Genomic DNA, 16040 nt, shown 5'->3' on the forward strand with positions numbered 1-16040 from the left:
GCGCTCCACCTCGCCCCGCTTGCGGGGAGAGGTCGATCGCGTAGCGATCGGGTGAGGGGGACTCTCCACAGGTCCGTCTCTCACCGTATTCGCGGAAGCAGCCCCTCACCCCAACCCTCTCCCCGTAAGAACGGGGAGAGGGGGCTCATCGAGCGAGTCGCCGCGCAGTTTCTCTCACCGCGCGCGCCAGTCGCGCGGCCGGCAGCCGAAGCGCTGCTTGAAGCGGCGGGTGAAGTGGGAGAGGTCCGAAAAACCCCAATCGAACGCGATGGCGCCGATCGCGCGCTCCGCCATCGCGGGAGTCCTGAGATCCCTGGCCGCGCCGTCGAGACGATGGTCGATGACGTAGTCGGTGAAGCTGGAGCCCGATCGCGCCAGCAGCTTGTGCACGTAGCGCTCGCTGATGCCGACGGCGGCGGCGACGTCTGCGACCGCAAGTCCCGGCTGGCGGAGCCGCCGGTGGATGGCACGTTTCACCGCCAGCGTGGTTGCATCGGCGAGACTCTCGGCTTCAGCTGCGTGCAGGCGGCTGCTTCGCGACAGGCTCACGGCAACCAATTCGATCAGCGCCCGGAACAGCCGCACACCTTCGTCCTCGCCCATCTGCAGCGCGCCCTCGCTGAGCGTGCGCGCGGTCTCGACAATGAGGTGGCCGACGACGGGATCGTCCGAGAGGCGTGCCGCAACGACGTCGAACGAAGCCGGCAGCCGTTCACGCAAGGCTTCTGCCGGCACCCAGAACGAGGCGACGCGCAGCTGCGGACCACGATCGTGCAGGAGCGCGAACTGGCGGTCGCTGTCGAAGATGCCGACCTGTCCGGGCGACAGGCTGATCTCGCGACCGTCCTGCTGGATGCGGCAGCGGCCGGCCAGCTTCAGGTTGAGGTAGAAGCAGCTGCGATCGGACGCCGCAATGTCGGCCGCGGAACGGCGCACCAAATGCTCAGGGAAGCTGACGCGGTTGATCGCGGCATCACCGAGACGGACATGCTCGACGCTGGCGGGAAAGGCGGCGGCGGCCGCCGGCTCCGGCGTCAGATTCATGAAAGCCTGGCAGATTGCCTCGCGATAATAGGCGAATTGCTCGTGAGGCCGTACGCCCACCGTATTCCAGGCCGAGTGGCGTGACGGAACGGGACGCTCGATCTGCTGCATCGGTTCACTCCGAGACCAATACGGTTCACTTCCAGCCAAGCGGCAAATCGGTCGCCGGTCCACACTTGCCGTGCGGCGACGCTGCGCCGATCTAACCACACCCTCGGGAGGAGCCACAATATGTCGACCTACGTTCTCGTCCATGGCGCCTGGCATACAGGCGCCGAGCTCGAGCCGGTCGCCGCGCCGATCCGCGCCGCCGGCCATCAGGTCCATACCCCCACCATCAAGGGCAACCGTCCGGGCGATGCCAAGACGACCGGGTTGAAGGAAGCGATCCAATCGATCGCGGACTACCTGGCCGAGAATAATCTGAAGGACGTCATCCTGCTCGGCCATTCCTATGGCGGCATGGTCATCACTGGCGTTGCCGACCTCGCGCCGGAGCGCATCCGCCGCCTGGTCTACTGGAATGCCTTCGTGCCCAATGACGGCGAATGCCTCAACGACATGGTGCCGCCGCATTATGTCGGACTATTCGACGCCATCGCGGCCGAGCGCGGCGACGGCTCGGTGGTGCTGCCCTTCCCGATCTGGCGCGAGGCCTTCATCAACGATGCCGATCTGGAGACGGCGCAGCGCGCTTATGACGTGCTCAATCCGCATCCGCTGGCGACCTTCAGCGACAAGATCGCGCTCAAGAGCAATCCGGCCGAGATGCCGCTGGCCAAATCCTACATCAACTGCACCGAGGATACCGCGATGCCGCACAGCCATGGCTGGCATCCGCGCCTGTCGGAGAAGCTCGGCCTGTTCCGCTTGGTGCAGGTGCCGGGAAGCCACGAGCTGTGCTTCTCGGACCCGGCGCGGCTCGCCAAGGCCATCATGGAGGCGGGACGCGATTGACGATGCGTCTCTCGACGGCGCTCCCGGTCCATGAGCGCCGTCAATTCGGATGCCACCAGCGGCCGCCGATGACGACGCCTTCGGACACGATCTTGCGATCGCCGATCAGGTGCTCGCCGACGACGTCCTCGTAGTCGAACTGGCCTTGCCGCACCGAGATCAACGTGGCGTCGCCGACGCTGCCCGGCTTGAGGCTGCCGAGCTCAGGACGCCGCAGCGCCATCGCCGCATTCACCGTCGATGCCGCGATCACATCCGGCAGCTCCATGCCCATGCACAGGAACTTCGACATGGTCGTCACCTGGTCATAGGCCGGGCCGTCGATGCAGAGCTGATGGATGTCCGAGGAAATCGTGTCCGGATGGAAACCATTGGCCAACATGGCGCGCGCGGTCTTGAACGCGAACGAGCCCTTGCCGTGGCCGATATCGAACAGCACGCCGCGCTCGCGCGCTTCCAGCACCGCCTTCTTCACGGTGCCTTGCGCCGTCGCCGGCGTGTTCGGGAAGGGGCGGAACGCGTGGGTCAGCACGTCGCCGGGACGCAGCCGCGCCAACACGTCCTCATAGCTCGGCGGCGGATGGTCGATATGCGCCATCAGCGGCATGCCGACCTCGTTCGCGACCTCGAGCGCGATGTCGAGCGGCACCGCGGCCGACGTGCCCGACGAATGCAGGCCGACGCGCACCTTGATGCCGACGATGAGATCGCGGTTGGCATCGGCCACCTCGGCCGCCTCGATCGGATTCATCAGGCGCAGCTCCTCGCTCTCTCCGACCATGATCCGGTGCGAGAAGCCGAAGATGCCGGCATGCGAGACGTGCAAATAGGCGAGGATGCGGACCTGGCTCGGCTCGATCACATGCTTGCGGAAGCCGGCGAAATTGCCGGGGCCAGCGCTGCCGGTATCGACCGCCGTGGTGACGCCGGAGAGGCGGCAGAACTCCTCGGCATCGATGCCGAGCGAGGTGCCGCCCCAATAGACATGGGTGTGCAGATCGATCAGCCCAGGCGACACGATGAACTGCGAGACGTCGCGGACATCGGTGCCCGGATCCGCCTTGAGCCCTGTGCCAACAGCGGCAACCTTGCCGTTCGAAAATGCGACATCCGTCACGGCATCAAGCTTCTGCGAGGGGTCAATGACCCTTCCGCCGCGAAGGATCAAGTCAAAAGGCATCATGGTCTCCGGGTATGGCAACGGACAGGCATGGACCGGGCTGGAAGGTGCCCCTTCCGGCCCGGTCGCTTCTGTTAGCAATTTTTGCACCAGCCGAGCAAATCAGCGGGCATCCTGTCCGCCCGGCTTGCGGGCCGCCGGATGCATGACGGCTTACTCCGTGAACGTATGCGCGACTCTACGGGAGCGAAGGACGTAGGTTATCCAAATCGCGGCACTGATCGCACCGACGACCATTCGTGCGACTTGAAGAGGTTCGATAGTGAAAAAATCACCGAACGGACGGTTCAAGCCGATGGAAAAGATCGATGCAACCCAAACCAGATCGATCAACGGGATCAGTACCGCACAGATCATCTGCACAATGAAGAACGCTGGAAATCTACGGGAATGCATGAACAGGAGCACCGCCGTCCAGATTGCGAGACCGATCAGCGCGACGTTCATCGCAATCTCGCCCCAAAATACGATTGAGAATTGCACCCAGGTCTCGCTGGAGATCGACTGCACATATTGCGCGGTATTGACGACTAGGCGCACGATGCCGATCATTTGGCCGAACGCCAGAAGCCCGAGCCAGCCGCTGATGCCGGTCATCTCTGGCTGGACCTCCTTGAATGAAGCGCCGTCTTCTGCGGGAGCGGCCGCCTCGCGAATGACCTCAACCGGCGGCGATGCTGGGCTTGGCGGCGGCGATTGAAGGAGCTGCTGCGTGATCTCGTGCACCTCCCCGGCCGGCTTCCAATTCTCGAAGCCGTGCCGCCAGACCAGCACGCGCCGAGGATCGGCGATACCCGCGAGAAGCGTGAGGAGTTCAGAAATCGAGAACGGGCCGCGCCGCTGCCCGCCCTCAGCGTAGTACCATGAGTCCGCCATGCAAGGCCCCCTGCACCCGCCGTATTTTAGCCGGCTGTCGGCACACGTCACGATGGAATAACGCTTGGGGGGAATACCGGCGTTGCGTGCCCTAGGCGCGGCGTAAACGCGCGGAAAGTGGCGATCCCGGGAAGACTCGAACTTCCGACCTACGGTTTAGGAAACCGCCGCTCTATCCGGCTGAGCTACGGGACCGCGGAACCCGTGGGTGCGGGCTCGGCCCCCTCATAGCAGAGCAAAATGCGGTTCGCCAGCCATCAGGCGGGCGAGATCGATCGTCAGCCTGAACGGGGCGGCTATACTTCCAGGCCCCTCCCAACGGAGCAGCTCACATGATCGAAAGCATCAGCGCCATCACGCTCGGCACGCATGACATGGGGCGCGCCGTGCACTTCTACCGGTCGCTGGGGTTCGAGCTCTTGTATGGTGGCGAAGCCGCCGCATTCACGAGCTTTCGCGTCGGCCCCGGTTATCTCAACCTGACGGCACAGCCGGACGACAAGCGCTGGTCCTGGTGGGGCCGCGTCATCTTCCATGTCGCCGATGTCGACGCAACCTATGAGCAGGCGCGCGCCGCCGGATGGCAGCCGTCAACCACGCCGCGCGACGCCGAATGGGGCGAGCGCTACTTCCATCTCACCGACCCCGATGGCCATGAGCTCAGTTTCGCACGTCCCCTTCGTCGGGCATGACGGGGCCTCACGCCTTGATATTGTTGTCCTTCACGACCTTGCCCCAGGTGGCGACCTGCTTGTCGAAGAAGGTCTTGAAGGCGGCGCCGTCCTGGAGCAGCAGCGTCATGTGTTGCGTCTCCTTCAGCTGGGCGGCGGTCGCGGGCTCGCTCAGGATCTCCTTGGACGCCGCCGCGAAGGCCGCGACGACGTCCGGCGGCGTGCCCGTGGGCGCGAAGATGCCCCACCAGGCCAGCGTCTCGAAGTCCGGGAAGCCGGCCTCGATCGCGGTCTGAGTATCAGGCAGGGCCGGCAGCCGCTCGCGGCCGAGCTGCAGGATCGGTCGCAGCATATTGGTGCCGAGCTGGGCGGCGACCAGCGCCGCCGATCCCGCGATGAGATCGACGTGGCCGCCGAGCACGTCGTTCATGGCCGGCCCGCCGCCGCGATAAGGCACGTGCATGATCTCGACACCGGCCTTGCTGCCGAGCACGGTCATGGCGAGATGGCCGAGCGTGCCGATGCCGACCGAGGCGTATTTCACCGCGCCGGGGCTTGCCTTGCAGGCGGCGACCACGTCGGCAAAGCTCTTGTAGGGGCGGCCGGCGCCGGCCGCGATCACGTAAGGCGCGGTGCCGATCAGCAGCACCGGCATCAGCTCGCGCTCGACATCGACCGGCGGCTTGTCGAGAATCGACGGGATCACCGCGTGGGAATCGAAGGTGACCAGGAAGGTCGAGCCGTCGGCCGGACTCTTGGCGACCTGCGCAGCGCCGAGCGCACCGGCCGCGCCCGACTTGTTCTCGACCACCACGATGCGACCAAGCTTGGTCTGCAGGTTCGTCTGCAGCAGCCGCGCCATGGCGTCGGTCGATCCGCCCGGCGGGAACGGCACCACCAGCGTGATTTTGCCGGCCTGCGCCATCGCCGGCGTCAATGCGAGAATAGCCGGCGCGGCCAGCAGCGCCCGTCGTGTGATCGTCATGGTCCCCTCCCTTTATGTGTAGCGCTTTGCTTTTTTGCTTTTGAGCGCTAGGTCGTGCCGAAGCCTGATCCTGCTTTTCTGTATTCTGGCCGAGGCGGACTGAAGATGTCCAGCACGCGGGCGCCGTCCGGCCCGGCGCGCATGGTGTGCGGCACGTTCCCGGGCGTGCGCCAGAAATCGCCCTTCTTCACCGGGATTTCCTCCTCGCCCTGGACGCGGATGGCGGAGCCGTCGAGCAGCACGCCCCACTGCTCCTCGGGGTGATGATGCAGCGTGCCTTGCGCATGCGGGGCCAGCGTCACCACCGACAGCATCGCCTGCTCGCCGGAGAAGATGCGCGTGGTCACGCCGGCGGCAAGCTCGCGGAAGAGTCCGTCGCTGGCATCATCGAGATTGTGAAATTCTTCCTTCTGGCTCACGCCATCCTCCCTTCACGCTCCTCTGATCAGGACTTGCCGTAGGCGCCCTGGTAACGGCCCTCGCGGATCGCCTTCAGCGTCTCCTCCTCGCGCGCGACCTGGACACGCACCGCTTCCAACAGGGCGGCCGCGCCGGCAGCGGGAAACGACACCACGCCGTCCTCGTCGCCGACGACGATGTCGCCGGGCGCAATCACGCTGCCGCCGATCGTCACCGGCACGTTGATCTCGCCGGGGCCGTTCTTGTAGGGACCGCGATGGATCACTGCGCGGGCGTAGCAGGGGAAGTCGTCGGCCGCGAATGCTGCGACGTCGCGGATCGCGCCGTCGATTACGTAGCCTTCGGCTTTGCGCCATTGCGCGATGTTCTTCATGATCTCGCCGATCAGCGCGCGCGTCTCGTCGCCGCCGCCGTCGACCACGATGACGTCGCCGGGCCCGACCAGATCCAGCGCGCGGTGGATCGCGAGATTGTCGCCGGGACGGGTGCGCACGGTGAAGGCCGTGCCCACCAGCTTGCCGCCGCGGTGATAGGGCCTCAGCCCCACTGCGCCGGGCAGCCGGGCGAGATTGTCCGAGATCACCGAGGTCGGCGCGTCCCTGAAACCTTCGATGATATTTGCCGGCGGCTTCGGCACGCTGCTCGCTACGATGGTGATCGTCATGTCAGTCCTTCCTTGCTTGTCTCATTCGGCATGCGCCCGCGCCTTCGAAGGCAAGATCCGGAACGCGCGCCCCTCCTTCATCCACGTCGCACGCTCATCGCGCAACAGGGTGCGCCGAACTTTTCCGGAATCGTCGCGCGGCGGGGCGCTGACGAATTCGAAGCTTTCGGGATGCTTATAGCGGCTGAGCCGGTCCTTGAGGAAATCCGCCATGCCGTCGGCAATGGCCTGCCCGTCCGCATCGGGCTCCGGCTCGATGATGGCATGCACACGCTGGCCCAATTCCGGATCGGGCAGGCCCACCACGACGCAGGAGCGCACACCGGGAGCCTCGGACACCGCGGCCTCGACCTCGGCCGGATAGATGTTGGCGCCGCCGCGCAGCACCATGTCCGCGAGGCGGTCGCCGAGATAGAGATAACCTTCGGCGTCCAGCCGGCCGATATCGCCGAGCGATTCCCAGCCGTCGGCGCGGCGCTTCGGCTCGGCGCCAAGATAATGGTAGGTGGCGTCCTTGCCGTCATTGTTGAGGAAATAGATCTCGCCGGTCTCGCCGGGCGCAACGTCCTTGCCGTCCTCGCCGACGATGCGAAGCTTCGCCATGTCGCCGATCTTGCCAACCGAGCCCTTGTGCGTCAGCCATTCAGTGCCGGAGATGATGCAGGCGCCCTGCCGCTCGGTGCCGCCATAGAGCTCCCAAATCCGCTCGGGTCCGAGCCAGCCGATCCAGTTCTCCTTTAGCCACGGCGGCATCGGCGCAGCCATGTGGAAGACCGTCTGCAGGCTCGACAGATCGTAAGAGTTGCGCACGCTCGCAGGCAGCGCCCAGATCCGGTGCATCATGGTCGGCACGAAATTGACCCATTGCACGCGCTCGCGTTCGATCTGCCGCAGCGTCTCCTCGGCGTCGAACTTGGTCAGCCCCGTGAGCTTGCCGCCGACGAACAGCGCGTAATGCGACACGATGAACGGCGCGTTGTGGTAAAGCGGACCGGGATTGAGCAGCGATACGCCGAAGGGAATATTGAGCGGCGGCGCAGCCGCGGTATCGGTCACCGCCGGCTGATGATCGAGAATCACCTTGGGACGGCCGGTCGAGCCGCCTGAGGTCATCGCCTTCCAGTATCGCGCCACCGGCGGCGCCAGCGGCCCATCCGAGAATCCTTCCGGCACGAAGTCGGCGGCCAACCGGTTGGGCGCATTCCAGTCGGCCTCGCCGCCGACCACCAGCGCAGGCTTGAGAATGTCGAGCACGGCGGCGGCTTCGCCGCGCGGCAGCCGCCACGACAGCGAGGTCGGCGTCGCGCCGCATTTCCACACCGCAAAGGAGGTCTCGAAGAACGCGTTGCCGTTCGGCAATCCGATCGCGACGAAATCCCCGGGCTTGACGCCCTTGGCCATGAATGCCCGCGCGCGGCGGTTGGCGCCGCGCTCGAGCTCGTCCCAGGTCAGCGTGTCCTGCCCGTGACGGATCGCAATCGTGCCGTGTGGTTTGCGTTCCGCGTACCAGCGCGGCACATCTGAGAGCGGCAGCAACATCAGGCGTTTCCATTTCGTCTTCTTGGCGTCGCCGCAGGAGTGAGGCGCTCGCGGCACGAGTGTACCAGCCTGCGGTCAGGGCGCTGTGACTCTCGCGCCACGTCAAGCACAAAATGTCAGCATCGCAGCCCTGAATTTCCTGGGTTCCATGGGTGACAAGCCGGCAAGAAAGGGGCAAAAATCCGGCTCGACTCAGTTCGGGTTGAGTTGCGCAAGGAATGCTCTCGTAGAATGTCGTCGGTCGTTACATCGCGTCGTGCGGCGCTGCTCGCCGTAGGTACAGCAGGTTTGTTCCTGCTGACGCACGGGCATGCCGAGGCGCAATGGTGGAAGCGCGCTCCGGTTGATTTCGAGGAATGCGCCGACGCCGCCGAGAAGGCCGCAACCAAAGCGGAGAAGACGGCCGCCCTTGCCGATTGCAACGCCAAGTTCGCCGGCCGCCGCAAGCCGGGCGGCGGCTATTCCTATTACGATTTCCTCCAGGATCGCACCTTCGATATCGCCGGTCCCAATCCGACGCCGGAGGAGCAGAAGAAGATCGACGAAGCCTATACGGCCTATCTCGCCAACCAGCGCCGCAGCAACGAAGCGGCCCAGGCTATCGCCCGGCAGCAGCGCGAACAGCAGGAGCAGCAGTTGCAGCAGCTGCAGCAGGTCGCGCTGCGGACCGAAGTCGCGCGCGTGCCGGTGCCGGTCGAGCGGCCGAAGGTGCAGCAAGCCGCGGGCGCGAAGCCGAAGGCTGCACCTTGCGCCAAGGGCTCGTTCTCCTGCGAATGGCCGCGGCTGTCGGAGAGCTTGAACGACCTGAAGAAGCTGTTCAACCCGACCCCGAGCAAGCCCGCGAAGAAGGGGTGAGTTGCATCCATAACCGTCATTGAGAGGAGCCCTTGCGACGAAGCAATCCAGGGTCTTTCCGCGGTGGGATTCTGGATTGCTTCGCGGAGCCTGTCATCGGGCGGCGCTTTGCGCCGACCCGGTGGCTCGCAATGACGAGTTGGATGGAGATCAGCTCCCACCCTCAGTTCGTGCGCTTCTTCTTGCCCTGCTTCGGTTTCGCCAACGGCGCAGTCGCCGGCTCCGTCACCATCGGCGAAGCACCCAACTGCGACCGGCTCTCCTGCAATCGCCTGTCATATCCAGGTGAGTTCATCACCGTCGGCGGCCTCGCATAGGCGAGCGTCGATGTGCCGCAGAAGGCGGTCAGCGCGAGCCCGATCACAAGACCACGTTTCATCGCGCTCCTCCTTTCGGGCGCTACCCCCGAATCTGCTGCGGCGTCATACGGAGCGGACCGTTGCCGGCCGCCTCGGCTTCCTTGATCAGCGCAACAATGCGGCGCATCAGCGGCACGGCGACATGGTTCCGCTCGGCGAGCGCGATCACCGCGCCCTGCAGATAGTCGATCTCGGTCTTGCGGCCCTGCTTCAGATCCTGCCACATCGAGGAGCGCGCCTCGGGATCGATCTTCATGGTCCGTCCCAGGATTGCACCGAAGATCGCATCCGGCAGCCGCAGCAGGGTTGGAGACCAGCTCATCGGGATCGGCGTCGACGACACCGGCACGATGTGGGCGGCCTTCAGCACGGCCAGCCCTTCGGCCATCTGGTCGGCGAACAGCCTGCGCCAGTCGCGGCTGGCCAGTTGCGCGGCAAGCGGCATGTCCGACAGCGCGCTGAGCGCGTTGTTCAGTTTGATGATCAGCTTGCCCCATTGCACGCCCGTGATGTCGCTGCTCGCGCGCATCGTGAGGCCGGCGACCGAGAGCTTCCCGGCCGTGTTCTCCGCATCCTCGCCAACATGAATGTCGCCGGAGGTCGAGCGGTGGAAGCGGCCCTCGCCCATCGCGATCACGTTGAACGGCACCATGCCGGCCAGCACGCGGCGGCCGCCCAGCCGCTCGCGCAGCGCAGCGACATTGCCGACGCCGTTCTGAAGCGAGACGATGACGGCATCCTCAGGCGCATGCTGCGCGATCTGCTCGGCGACAGCAGCGGTATCGGCGCTTTTCACCGTCACCAGCACGATGCCGGCGTTGTGGAAGATCGAGGGATCCTCCGACAGCGCCAGTTGACCCGCGCCGAGCTTGTTCTCGGAGCCGTCCAAATCAGTCAGAAGCAAGCCGAACCGCTCGATCTCGGTCTTTACCCGCGGCCGCACCAGGAGCGCGACGCGGCGGCCGCTGGCGGCCAGCATGCCGCCGACGAAACAGCCGATGGCGCCGGCGCCGGCCACAACGATCGGTCGATCCGCAATCACCGAGCTCACTCCCTGAATGACCGGCCTTCGATAGCAGAGCCGAGCCCGACAACCAATCGCGGCGCATCCGACTTGTAACGGTCATGAGTGCCCCATATCTTCTCGCCCCGGGGGCAGTCAGCGGCGAGCGCTCGCCGAACGAGACGCCAAAGGAGAGCACCATGGGTCTACTCGACGTCCTCAACGGCATGCAGAACGGCCCGCGCGGCCAGAGCACACCGAGCTCCGAGAAATCCTCCGGCGGCATGTCGCCGATGACCATGGCGCTGCTCGGCCTGCTCGCCTGGAAGGCATTCAAGCATTTCACCGGCAACCAGTCCGGCTCAGCGCCCCAACCGTTGCCGACACCCGCGCCTCCGCCGGTGAACGTAGGTCGGGGCGGCGGTCTGAACGACATGCTCAAGGGCGGCCTCGGCGGCCTGCTCGCCGGCGGTGCGGCCGGCAGCATTCTGAGCGGCGGGCTTGGCGATCTCCTCAACCAGCTCCAGCAGAGCGGACACGGTGATGCCGCCAATTCCTGGGTCGGCAAGGGCGAGAACAAGCCAATCGCGCCGGGCGATCTCGCCAGCGCGCTCGGCGCCGACCAGATCGAGAGCCTGTCCGCCCAGAGCGGCCTGTCACGCGAAGAGCTGCTCTCCGGCCTCAGCCAGTATCTGCCCCAGGTGGTCGACCATTTGACGCCGGACGGACGGCTGCCGACCGAGAATGAACTCTCGGATCGGGTCTGATCGGTTCAAAGAGAGGGGAGCACAGTCATGAGCATGGGCGGCCTGTTTTGGATCATCCTGGTCGGCTTCATTGCCGGCCTCATCGCGCGCTGGCTGTCGCCGGGGCCGAACAATCCGAGCGGCTTCATCCTCACCACCATCCTCGGCATTGCCGGTGCGTTTCTGGCCACCTGGATCGGCCAGGCCATCGGCCATTACAGCCCCGACCAGGGCGCCGGCTTCATCACCGCGACCATCGGCGCGGTGGTGGTGCTGTTCATCTGGAATCGGCTGGTAGCGAGCGGCGTGATCAAGGGATAGCGCTTAGAAGCGGTAACGACGAGAGCACGCCACCTCCTCATCGTCATGCCCGGGCTTGACCCGGGCATCCACGTCCTTCGACCCGAGCGGCCTCACGTGGATGGCCGGGTCAAGCCCGGCCATGACGCGGAGAGGGCGTATCGGGTCTCACGTAATCAAATGCATCCCCGCATCCATGCGCACGACCTCGCCGGTCATGTTGCTGGAGGCCGGCGTCGCCAGGAAGCAGACGAGCTGGGCGATGTCCTCCGCGGATGATGCGACCTTCAGCGGCACTTTCGCCACGACGCTGTCGCGCACCTGCTTGGCCTGCGCCTCGCCGCGGCCCTTGGTGAACCAGGGCGTGTCGATATAGCCAGGGCAGACCGTGTTGACGCGGATCAGCGGCGCCAGCGCGCGCGACAGCGACAGCGTCATGGTGTTGAGCGCACCCTTGCTCGCGGCGTACGCAATCGACGAGCCGACGCCGCTGATGCCGGCGACCGAGGAGACGTTCACGACCGCAGATGGCCGCCCCGAAGCCTTGGCGGCGGCTTCGAGCAGGCTGCGCGCCGCGCGCACCATCTGGAACGGGCCGATGGTGTTGACGCCATAGACCCGCTGGAAATCTTCCGCCGACAGACCGTCGAGATCGGCGTGAGCCACATGCTTGGTGGTGCCGGCATTGTTGACGAGGATGTCGAGCCGGCCCCAGCCGCTGGCCGCCGCGACGATCTTGCGACAATCCTCATCCTTGGAGACGTCGCCCTGTGCGACCAAAACCTCCGCGGCGCCGGCCTTGCGGCAGGTCTCGGCCGTCGCCTCGGCTTCCTTCTGGCTCGACGAATAGTTGATGACGAGCCGCGCCCCGCTGCGGGCGAGAATCTCCGCAGTCGCTGCACCCAGCCCAGATGCGGACCCCGTCACGATTGCGCACAAGCCGTCTTTTGCCATCCGGATTTCCTTCCCCTGTATCTGGTGTGGCGTCCTGTTTAGCGAGTTTGCCGCGCCCTGCAAATCGAGCAAACTCCGCTAAGCGGAATTAGCATTTCCTGAAGCCTGGCCCCATGCCCACGCCGCAGATGGACCTGCGATCAACGCTTGTCAGGGCCATGGCTTTTTCCGATCATCGGGCGCAAGAAGAGACTGCGCACTGGCCGATCTGACCGGACGCGCCAATGGCAAGATACGGGGAACGCTGTGGCGGAGAGTGACAATATCGTCGTCGAGACCGCGGAGAAAATCTTCGCCGATCTCGCCGACCCGCAAACCATCAACAACGACAAGAACAATTCCTGGCAGGCGCCGCTGTGGCAGGCGCTGAGCGAAGCCGGCCTGCCGCTGTCCTGGGTGCCGGACGATCTCGGCGGCTCGGGCGCGAGCCTCGCCGACGGCTTTGCGCTGCTGAACGCCGCCGGCCGTTTCGCAGTCGCGGTGCCGCTGGCCGAGACCATGCTGGCGGGATGGCTGCTGGCACAGGCCAAGATCGCTTCCCCCGAAGGCGAGATGACGATCGTGCCGGCGTCCCCGAAGGACCGTATCACCCTCGATGCCGACGGTGCGCTCTCCGGTCGCGCGCGCGGCGTGCCCTTTGCAAAAGCAGCGAAGCATTTTGCGGTGCTGGCACACGGCAAGGACGGTGCTTCCATTGCGCTGATCGACGCGGCCAAGGCGCGGATCGAGGCCGGGCTCAATGTCGGCTACGACCACAGCGATACCGTCACGCTTGACAAGGTCCAGCCCGTCGCCATCAAGCCCGCGCCGAACGGCTTTGAGCAGACCCATCTGATGCTGATGGGCGGCGTCGCGCGCAGCCTCCAGATCGCCGGCGCGCTGGAATCCATGCTCGACATCTCCGTGCGCTATTCCAACGAGCGTGTCGCCTTCGAGAAGAAGATCTCGAAATTCCAGGCCGTGCAGCACAATCTCGCCCGCCTTGCCGGCGAATCCGCCGCGGCGCTCGCGGCGGCGACGTCCGCCGCCGACGCCATCGCCAATGCAAGATCGTTCAACGACGAGATCTATCTCGAAGCCGCCTCCGCAAAGATCCGCTGCGCGGAAGCTGCCGAGAAGGGCGGCGGCATCGCGCATCAGGTCCATGGCGCGATCGGCTTCACCATGGAGCACATCCTGCACCGCTATTCGCTGCGCGCGCTGGCCTGGCGCGACGATTTCGGCTCGGAAAGCTACTGGGCCGTCGAGCTCGGCAAGCTCGTCGCAAACCGCGGCGCCGACGAATTGTGGCCGCTCGTGGCATCGCGCTGATCCGGGAGAGAGACACAATGACTGCTGCCCTCCGTTTCGATCCGATCCGCCTGCCGGAGAAATGCGAGCAATTGCGCAAGGAAGTCCGCGCCTTTCTCGCCGAGGAGATCGCCGCCGGCACTTTCGATCCGCACAAGCCCAATCGCGAGGACACCGACGCGCCGGAATTTTCCCGCCGGGTCGGCGCCAAGGGCTGGCTCGGCATGACCTGGCCGAAAAAGTATGGCGGCCAGGAACGCTCCTTCCTCGAGCGCTACGTGGTGACCGAGGAGATGCGCGTCGCCAATGCGCCGACGCGGCGCTTCTTCGTCGCCGACCGCCAGAGCGGGCCGGTGCTTTTGAAATACGCGCCCGAGCACATCAAGATGGAGATCCTGCCGAGGATCTGCCGCGGCGAGATCTGCTTTGCCATCGGCATGAGCGAGCCGAACTCGGGCTCCGATTTGTTCGCGGCGAAGACGCGCGCGACCAAGACCGACGGCGGCTATCTCATCAACGGCACCAAGATCTGGACCTCGTCGGCGCATATCGCCGACTACATGATCGCGATCTTCCGGACCTCGCCGCCGACCAAGGAGAACCGCCGCCACGGCCTGACCCAGTTCCTGGTCAAGATGAAACAGCCGGGCATCAAGGTGAACCCAATCGGCCAGATCACCGGCCAGTATGAATTCAACGAGGTGGTCTTCACCGATCACTTCATTCCCGATGACCATGTGCTCGGCGAGGTCGACGGCGCCTGGAAACAGGCGACGAGCGAGCTCGCCTATGAACGCTCGGGCCCTGAGCGTTTCCTCGAGACCTATTACGTCCTCACCGAGCTGGTCCGCGCTGTCGGTCCCAATCCCGATACGCGCAGCGCCGAGGGCATCGGCCGCCTGGTCGCGCAGCTCCACACCATGCGGCGGATGTCGGTCTCGGTGGCCGGCATGCTCGAAGCCGGCAAGGAGCCGGTGGTGGAGGCATCCATCGTCAAGGACATCGGCACGGTCTGGGAGCAGCAGCTGCCGCATCGCGTGCGCGATCTCGCCGCCTTCGTCGAGGAGACCGCGAGCAACCGCGAGACCTTGGAGCGGCAGCTCGACTTCGCGATCAAGACCGCGCCGAAACTCACCATCCAGGGCGGCACCACCGAGGTGCTGCGCGGTATCATCGCCCGCGGATTGGGTTTGCGTTAAGTCAATCGAGGATCATCATGAGCACCTATCAAGATATCGGCGTCGAGAAGGTCGGGCATGTCGGCACCATCGAGATCCGCCGTCCGCCGCTCAACTTCTTCGATATCTCGCTGATCAACCAGATCGCGGACGCGCTCGACGAGTTCGACCGCGACATCGAGATCCGTGCCTCCGTGCTCTCCGCGCAGGGCAAGGCGTTCTGCGCCGGCGCCAATTTCGGCGATCCGGCGCGGCAGGCCCAGGAGGCGCGCGAGGCCGAGAAAAAGGGCGATCCGGCCGACAGTCTCGGCCCGATCAATCATCTCTACATCCAGGCCGTGCGCATCTTCCGCGCCAAGAAGCCGATCGTTGCCGCCGTGCAGGGCGCGGCCATCGGTGGCGGACTCGGGCTTGCCGTGTCGGCCGATTTCCGCGTCACCTGTCCCGAAGCGCGCTTCTCCGCAAACTTCACCAAGCTCGGCTTCCACCCCGGCTTCGGCCTGACCGTGACGCTGCCGGAGCTGATCGGCAAGAACAACGCCGAACTGATGTTCTATACCAGCCGCCGCGTCACGGGCGAGGAAGCCTACAAATGGGGCCTCGCCAACGAGCTGGTGCCGCAGGACCAGGTCAAGGTGGCCGCGATGAAGCTCGCCGGCGAGATCGCCGAATGCTCCCCGCTCGGCCTGCTCTCCACCCGCGCCACGATGCGCAATGGCCTTGCCGACCGCGTGATGGCCGCGACCAACCACGAGCTCGCCGAGCAGACGCGGCTGCGCGCGACGGACGATTTCAAGGAAGGCGTGAAGGCCACGGAAGAGCGGCGGGTGGCGAATTTCAAGGGAAGGTAGTTTATTACAAAGCGATCGCTTCTTTCTTCCTTCTCCCCTTGTGGGAGAAGGTGGCGCGAAGCGCCGGATAAGGGGCTGCTTCAGCGCATTCAAACGCAAGTGATTCGCTCGCGGAGAGAGACCCCTCACCCGTTTCGCCGCTCGCGGCGAGCCACCCTCTCCCACAGG

18 protein-coding genes and 1 tRNA gene are annotated in these 16040 nt (G+C 65.4%); 8 read left to right on the forward strand and 11 right to left on the reverse strand.

Features of this window, described 5'->3' with window-relative positions:
- Positions 1–174 precede the first annotated feature (174 nt).
- Positions 175–1155: a helix-turn-helix domain-containing protein gene (locus tag XF30_RS01160; RefSeq protein WP_074448066.1), complete on the reverse strand. Its 981-nt coding sequence runs from the start codon at positions 1153–1155 to the stop codon at positions 175–177.
- Between the two features lie 120 nt (positions 1156–1275).
- Here XF30_RS01160 and XF30_RS01165 point away from each other — a divergent pair, with 120 nt between their 5' ends.
- On the forward strand, positions 1276–2001 hold the full coding sequence (locus XF30_RS01165) for an alpha/beta fold hydrolase (RefSeq protein WP_109141713.1): 726 nt from the start codon (positions 1276–1278) through the stop codon (positions 1999–2001).
- Between the two features lie 40 nt (positions 2002–2041).
- On the opposite strand, the gene XF30_RS01170 is transcribed toward XF30_RS01165, so the two are convergent.
- From XF30_RS01170 to XF30_RS01180, 3 genes are all read right to left on the reverse strand, one after another.
- Entirely contained in the window at positions 2042–3181 is a 1140-nt protein-coding gene (locus XF30_RS01170) for an amidohydrolase/deacetylase family metallohydrolase (RefSeq protein WP_109145515.1), read from the reverse strand.
- Positions 3182–3334: 153 nt separating this feature from the next.
- A complete protein-coding gene (locus tag XF30_RS01175; RefSeq protein ID WP_109141714.1) occupies positions 3335–4057 on the reverse strand; it encodes a DUF2569 family protein in 723 nt (240 codons plus the stop codon).
- Between the two features lie 118 nt (positions 4058–4175).
- Positions 4176–4252, reverse strand: a tRNA-Arg gene (locus XF30_RS01180).
- 137 nt (positions 4253–4389) lie between these two features.
- Here XF30_RS01180 and XF30_RS01185 point away from each other — a divergent pair.
- A complete protein-coding gene (locus XF30_RS01185) occupies positions 4390–4749 on the forward strand; it encodes a VOC family protein (RefSeq protein ID WP_036014526.1) in 360 nt (119 codons plus the stop codon).
- A 7-nt stretch (positions 4750–4756) separates the two neighbouring features.
- Here XF30_RS01185 and XF30_RS01190 read toward each other — a convergent pair whose 3' ends face one another.
- From XF30_RS01190 to XF30_RS01205, 4 genes are read right to left on the reverse strand one after another with little or no spacing between them, the layout of a single operon-like run.
- Positions 4757–5713 (reverse strand): tripartite tricarboxylate transporter substrate-binding protein, encoded by a 957-nt coding sequence (locus tag XF30_RS01190; protein ID WP_074448067.1) that lies wholly within the window; start codon positions 5711–5713, stop codon positions 4757–4759.
- 47 nt (positions 5714–5760) lie between these two features.
- Positions 5761–6132: a dimethylsulfonioproprionate lyase family protein gene (locus tag XF30_RS01195; RefSeq protein WP_036014542.1), complete on the reverse strand. Its 372-nt coding sequence runs from the start codon at positions 6130–6132 to the stop codon at positions 5761–5763.
- 26 nt (positions 6133–6158) lie between these two features.
- Positions 6159–6797 carry an RraA family protein gene (locus XF30_RS01200; protein WP_036026331.1) on the reverse strand — a complete coding sequence of 213 codons (639 nt, stop codon included), beginning with the start codon at positions 6795–6797 and terminating at the stop codon, positions 6159–6161.
- 21 nt (positions 6798–6818) lie between these two features.
- Positions 6819–8336, reverse strand: a complete 1518-nt coding sequence (locus tag XF30_RS01205; RefSeq protein WP_109141715.1) for an AMP-binding protein — start codon at positions 8334–8336, stop codon at positions 6819–6821.
- A 231-nt stretch (positions 8337–8567) separates the two neighbouring features.
- Between XF30_RS01205 and XF30_RS01210 the strand changes: the two genes are divergently transcribed.
- A complete protein-coding gene (locus XF30_RS01210) occupies positions 8568–9191 on the forward strand; it encodes a hypothetical protein (RefSeq protein ID WP_057027447.1) in 624 nt (207 codons plus the stop codon).
- A 163-nt stretch (positions 9192–9354) separates the two neighbouring features.
- Here XF30_RS01210 and XF30_RS01215 read toward each other — a convergent pair whose 3' ends face one another.
- The gene (locus XF30_RS01215; RefSeq protein WP_074448068.1) at positions 9355–9570 is read right to left on the reverse strand and encodes a hypothetical protein; all 216 of its coding nucleotides are present in this window, start codon (positions 9568–9570) and stop codon (positions 9355–9357) included.
- A gap of 20 nt (positions 9571–9590) precedes the next feature.
- The gene (locus tag XF30_RS01220; protein ID WP_109145516.1) at positions 9591–10592 is read right to left on the reverse strand and encodes a 2-dehydropantoate 2-reductase; all 1002 of its coding nucleotides are present in this window, start codon (positions 10590–10592) and stop codon (positions 9591–9593) included.
- A gap of 161 nt (positions 10593–10753) precedes the next feature.
- Between XF30_RS01220 and XF30_RS01225 the strand changes: the two genes are divergently transcribed.
- Positions 10754–11320 carry a YidB family protein gene (locus XF30_RS01225; RefSeq protein WP_036014559.1) on the forward strand — a complete coding sequence of 189 codons (567 nt, stop codon included), beginning with the start codon at positions 10754–10756 and terminating at the stop codon, positions 11318–11320.
- 27 nt (positions 11321–11347) lie between these two features.
- The gene (locus tag XF30_RS01230; RefSeq protein ID WP_370103030.1) at positions 11348–11620 is read left to right on the forward strand and encodes a GlsB/YeaQ/YmgE family stress response membrane protein; all 273 of its coding nucleotides are present in this window, start codon (positions 11348–11350) and stop codon (positions 11618–11620) included.
- 147 nt (positions 11621–11767) lie between these two features.
- Here XF30_RS01230 and XF30_RS01235 read toward each other — a convergent pair whose 3' ends face one another.
- On the reverse strand, positions 11768–12553 hold the full coding sequence (locus XF30_RS01235; protein WP_109141716.1) for an SDR family NAD(P)-dependent oxidoreductase: 786 nt from the start codon (positions 12551–12553) through the stop codon (positions 11768–11770).
- A gap of 246 nt (positions 12554–12799) precedes the next feature.
- Between XF30_RS01235 and XF30_RS01240 the strand changes: the two genes are divergently transcribed.
- The 3 genes from XF30_RS01240 to XF30_RS01250 are packed head-to-tail and all read left to right on the forward strand — an operon-like array spanning position 12800 to position 15872.
- Positions 12800–13864: an acyl-CoA dehydrogenase family protein gene (locus tag XF30_RS01240; protein WP_109141717.1), complete on the forward strand. Its 1065-nt coding sequence runs from the start codon at positions 12800–12802 to the stop codon at positions 13862–13864.
- Positions 13865–13881: 17 nt separating this feature from the next.
- Positions 13882–15042 (forward strand): acyl-CoA dehydrogenase family protein, encoded by a 1161-nt coding sequence (locus XF30_RS01245; protein WP_057027444.1) that lies wholly within the window; start codon positions 13882–13884, stop codon positions 15040–15042.
- 17 nt (positions 15043–15059) lie between these two features.
- Positions 15060–15872, forward strand: coding sequence for an enoyl-CoA hydratase/isomerase family protein (locus tag XF30_RS01250; protein WP_109141718.1), 813 nt, complete (start codon positions 15060–15062; stop codon positions 15870–15872).
- Positions 15873–16040: the final 168 nt, after the last annotated feature.

The sequence above is a fragment of the Bradyrhizobium sp. SUTN9-2 genome (assembly GCF_003122645.1).
GTDB lineage: Bacteria > Pseudomonadota > Alphaproteobacteria > Rhizobiales > Xanthobacteraceae > Bradyrhizobium > Bradyrhizobium yuanmingense.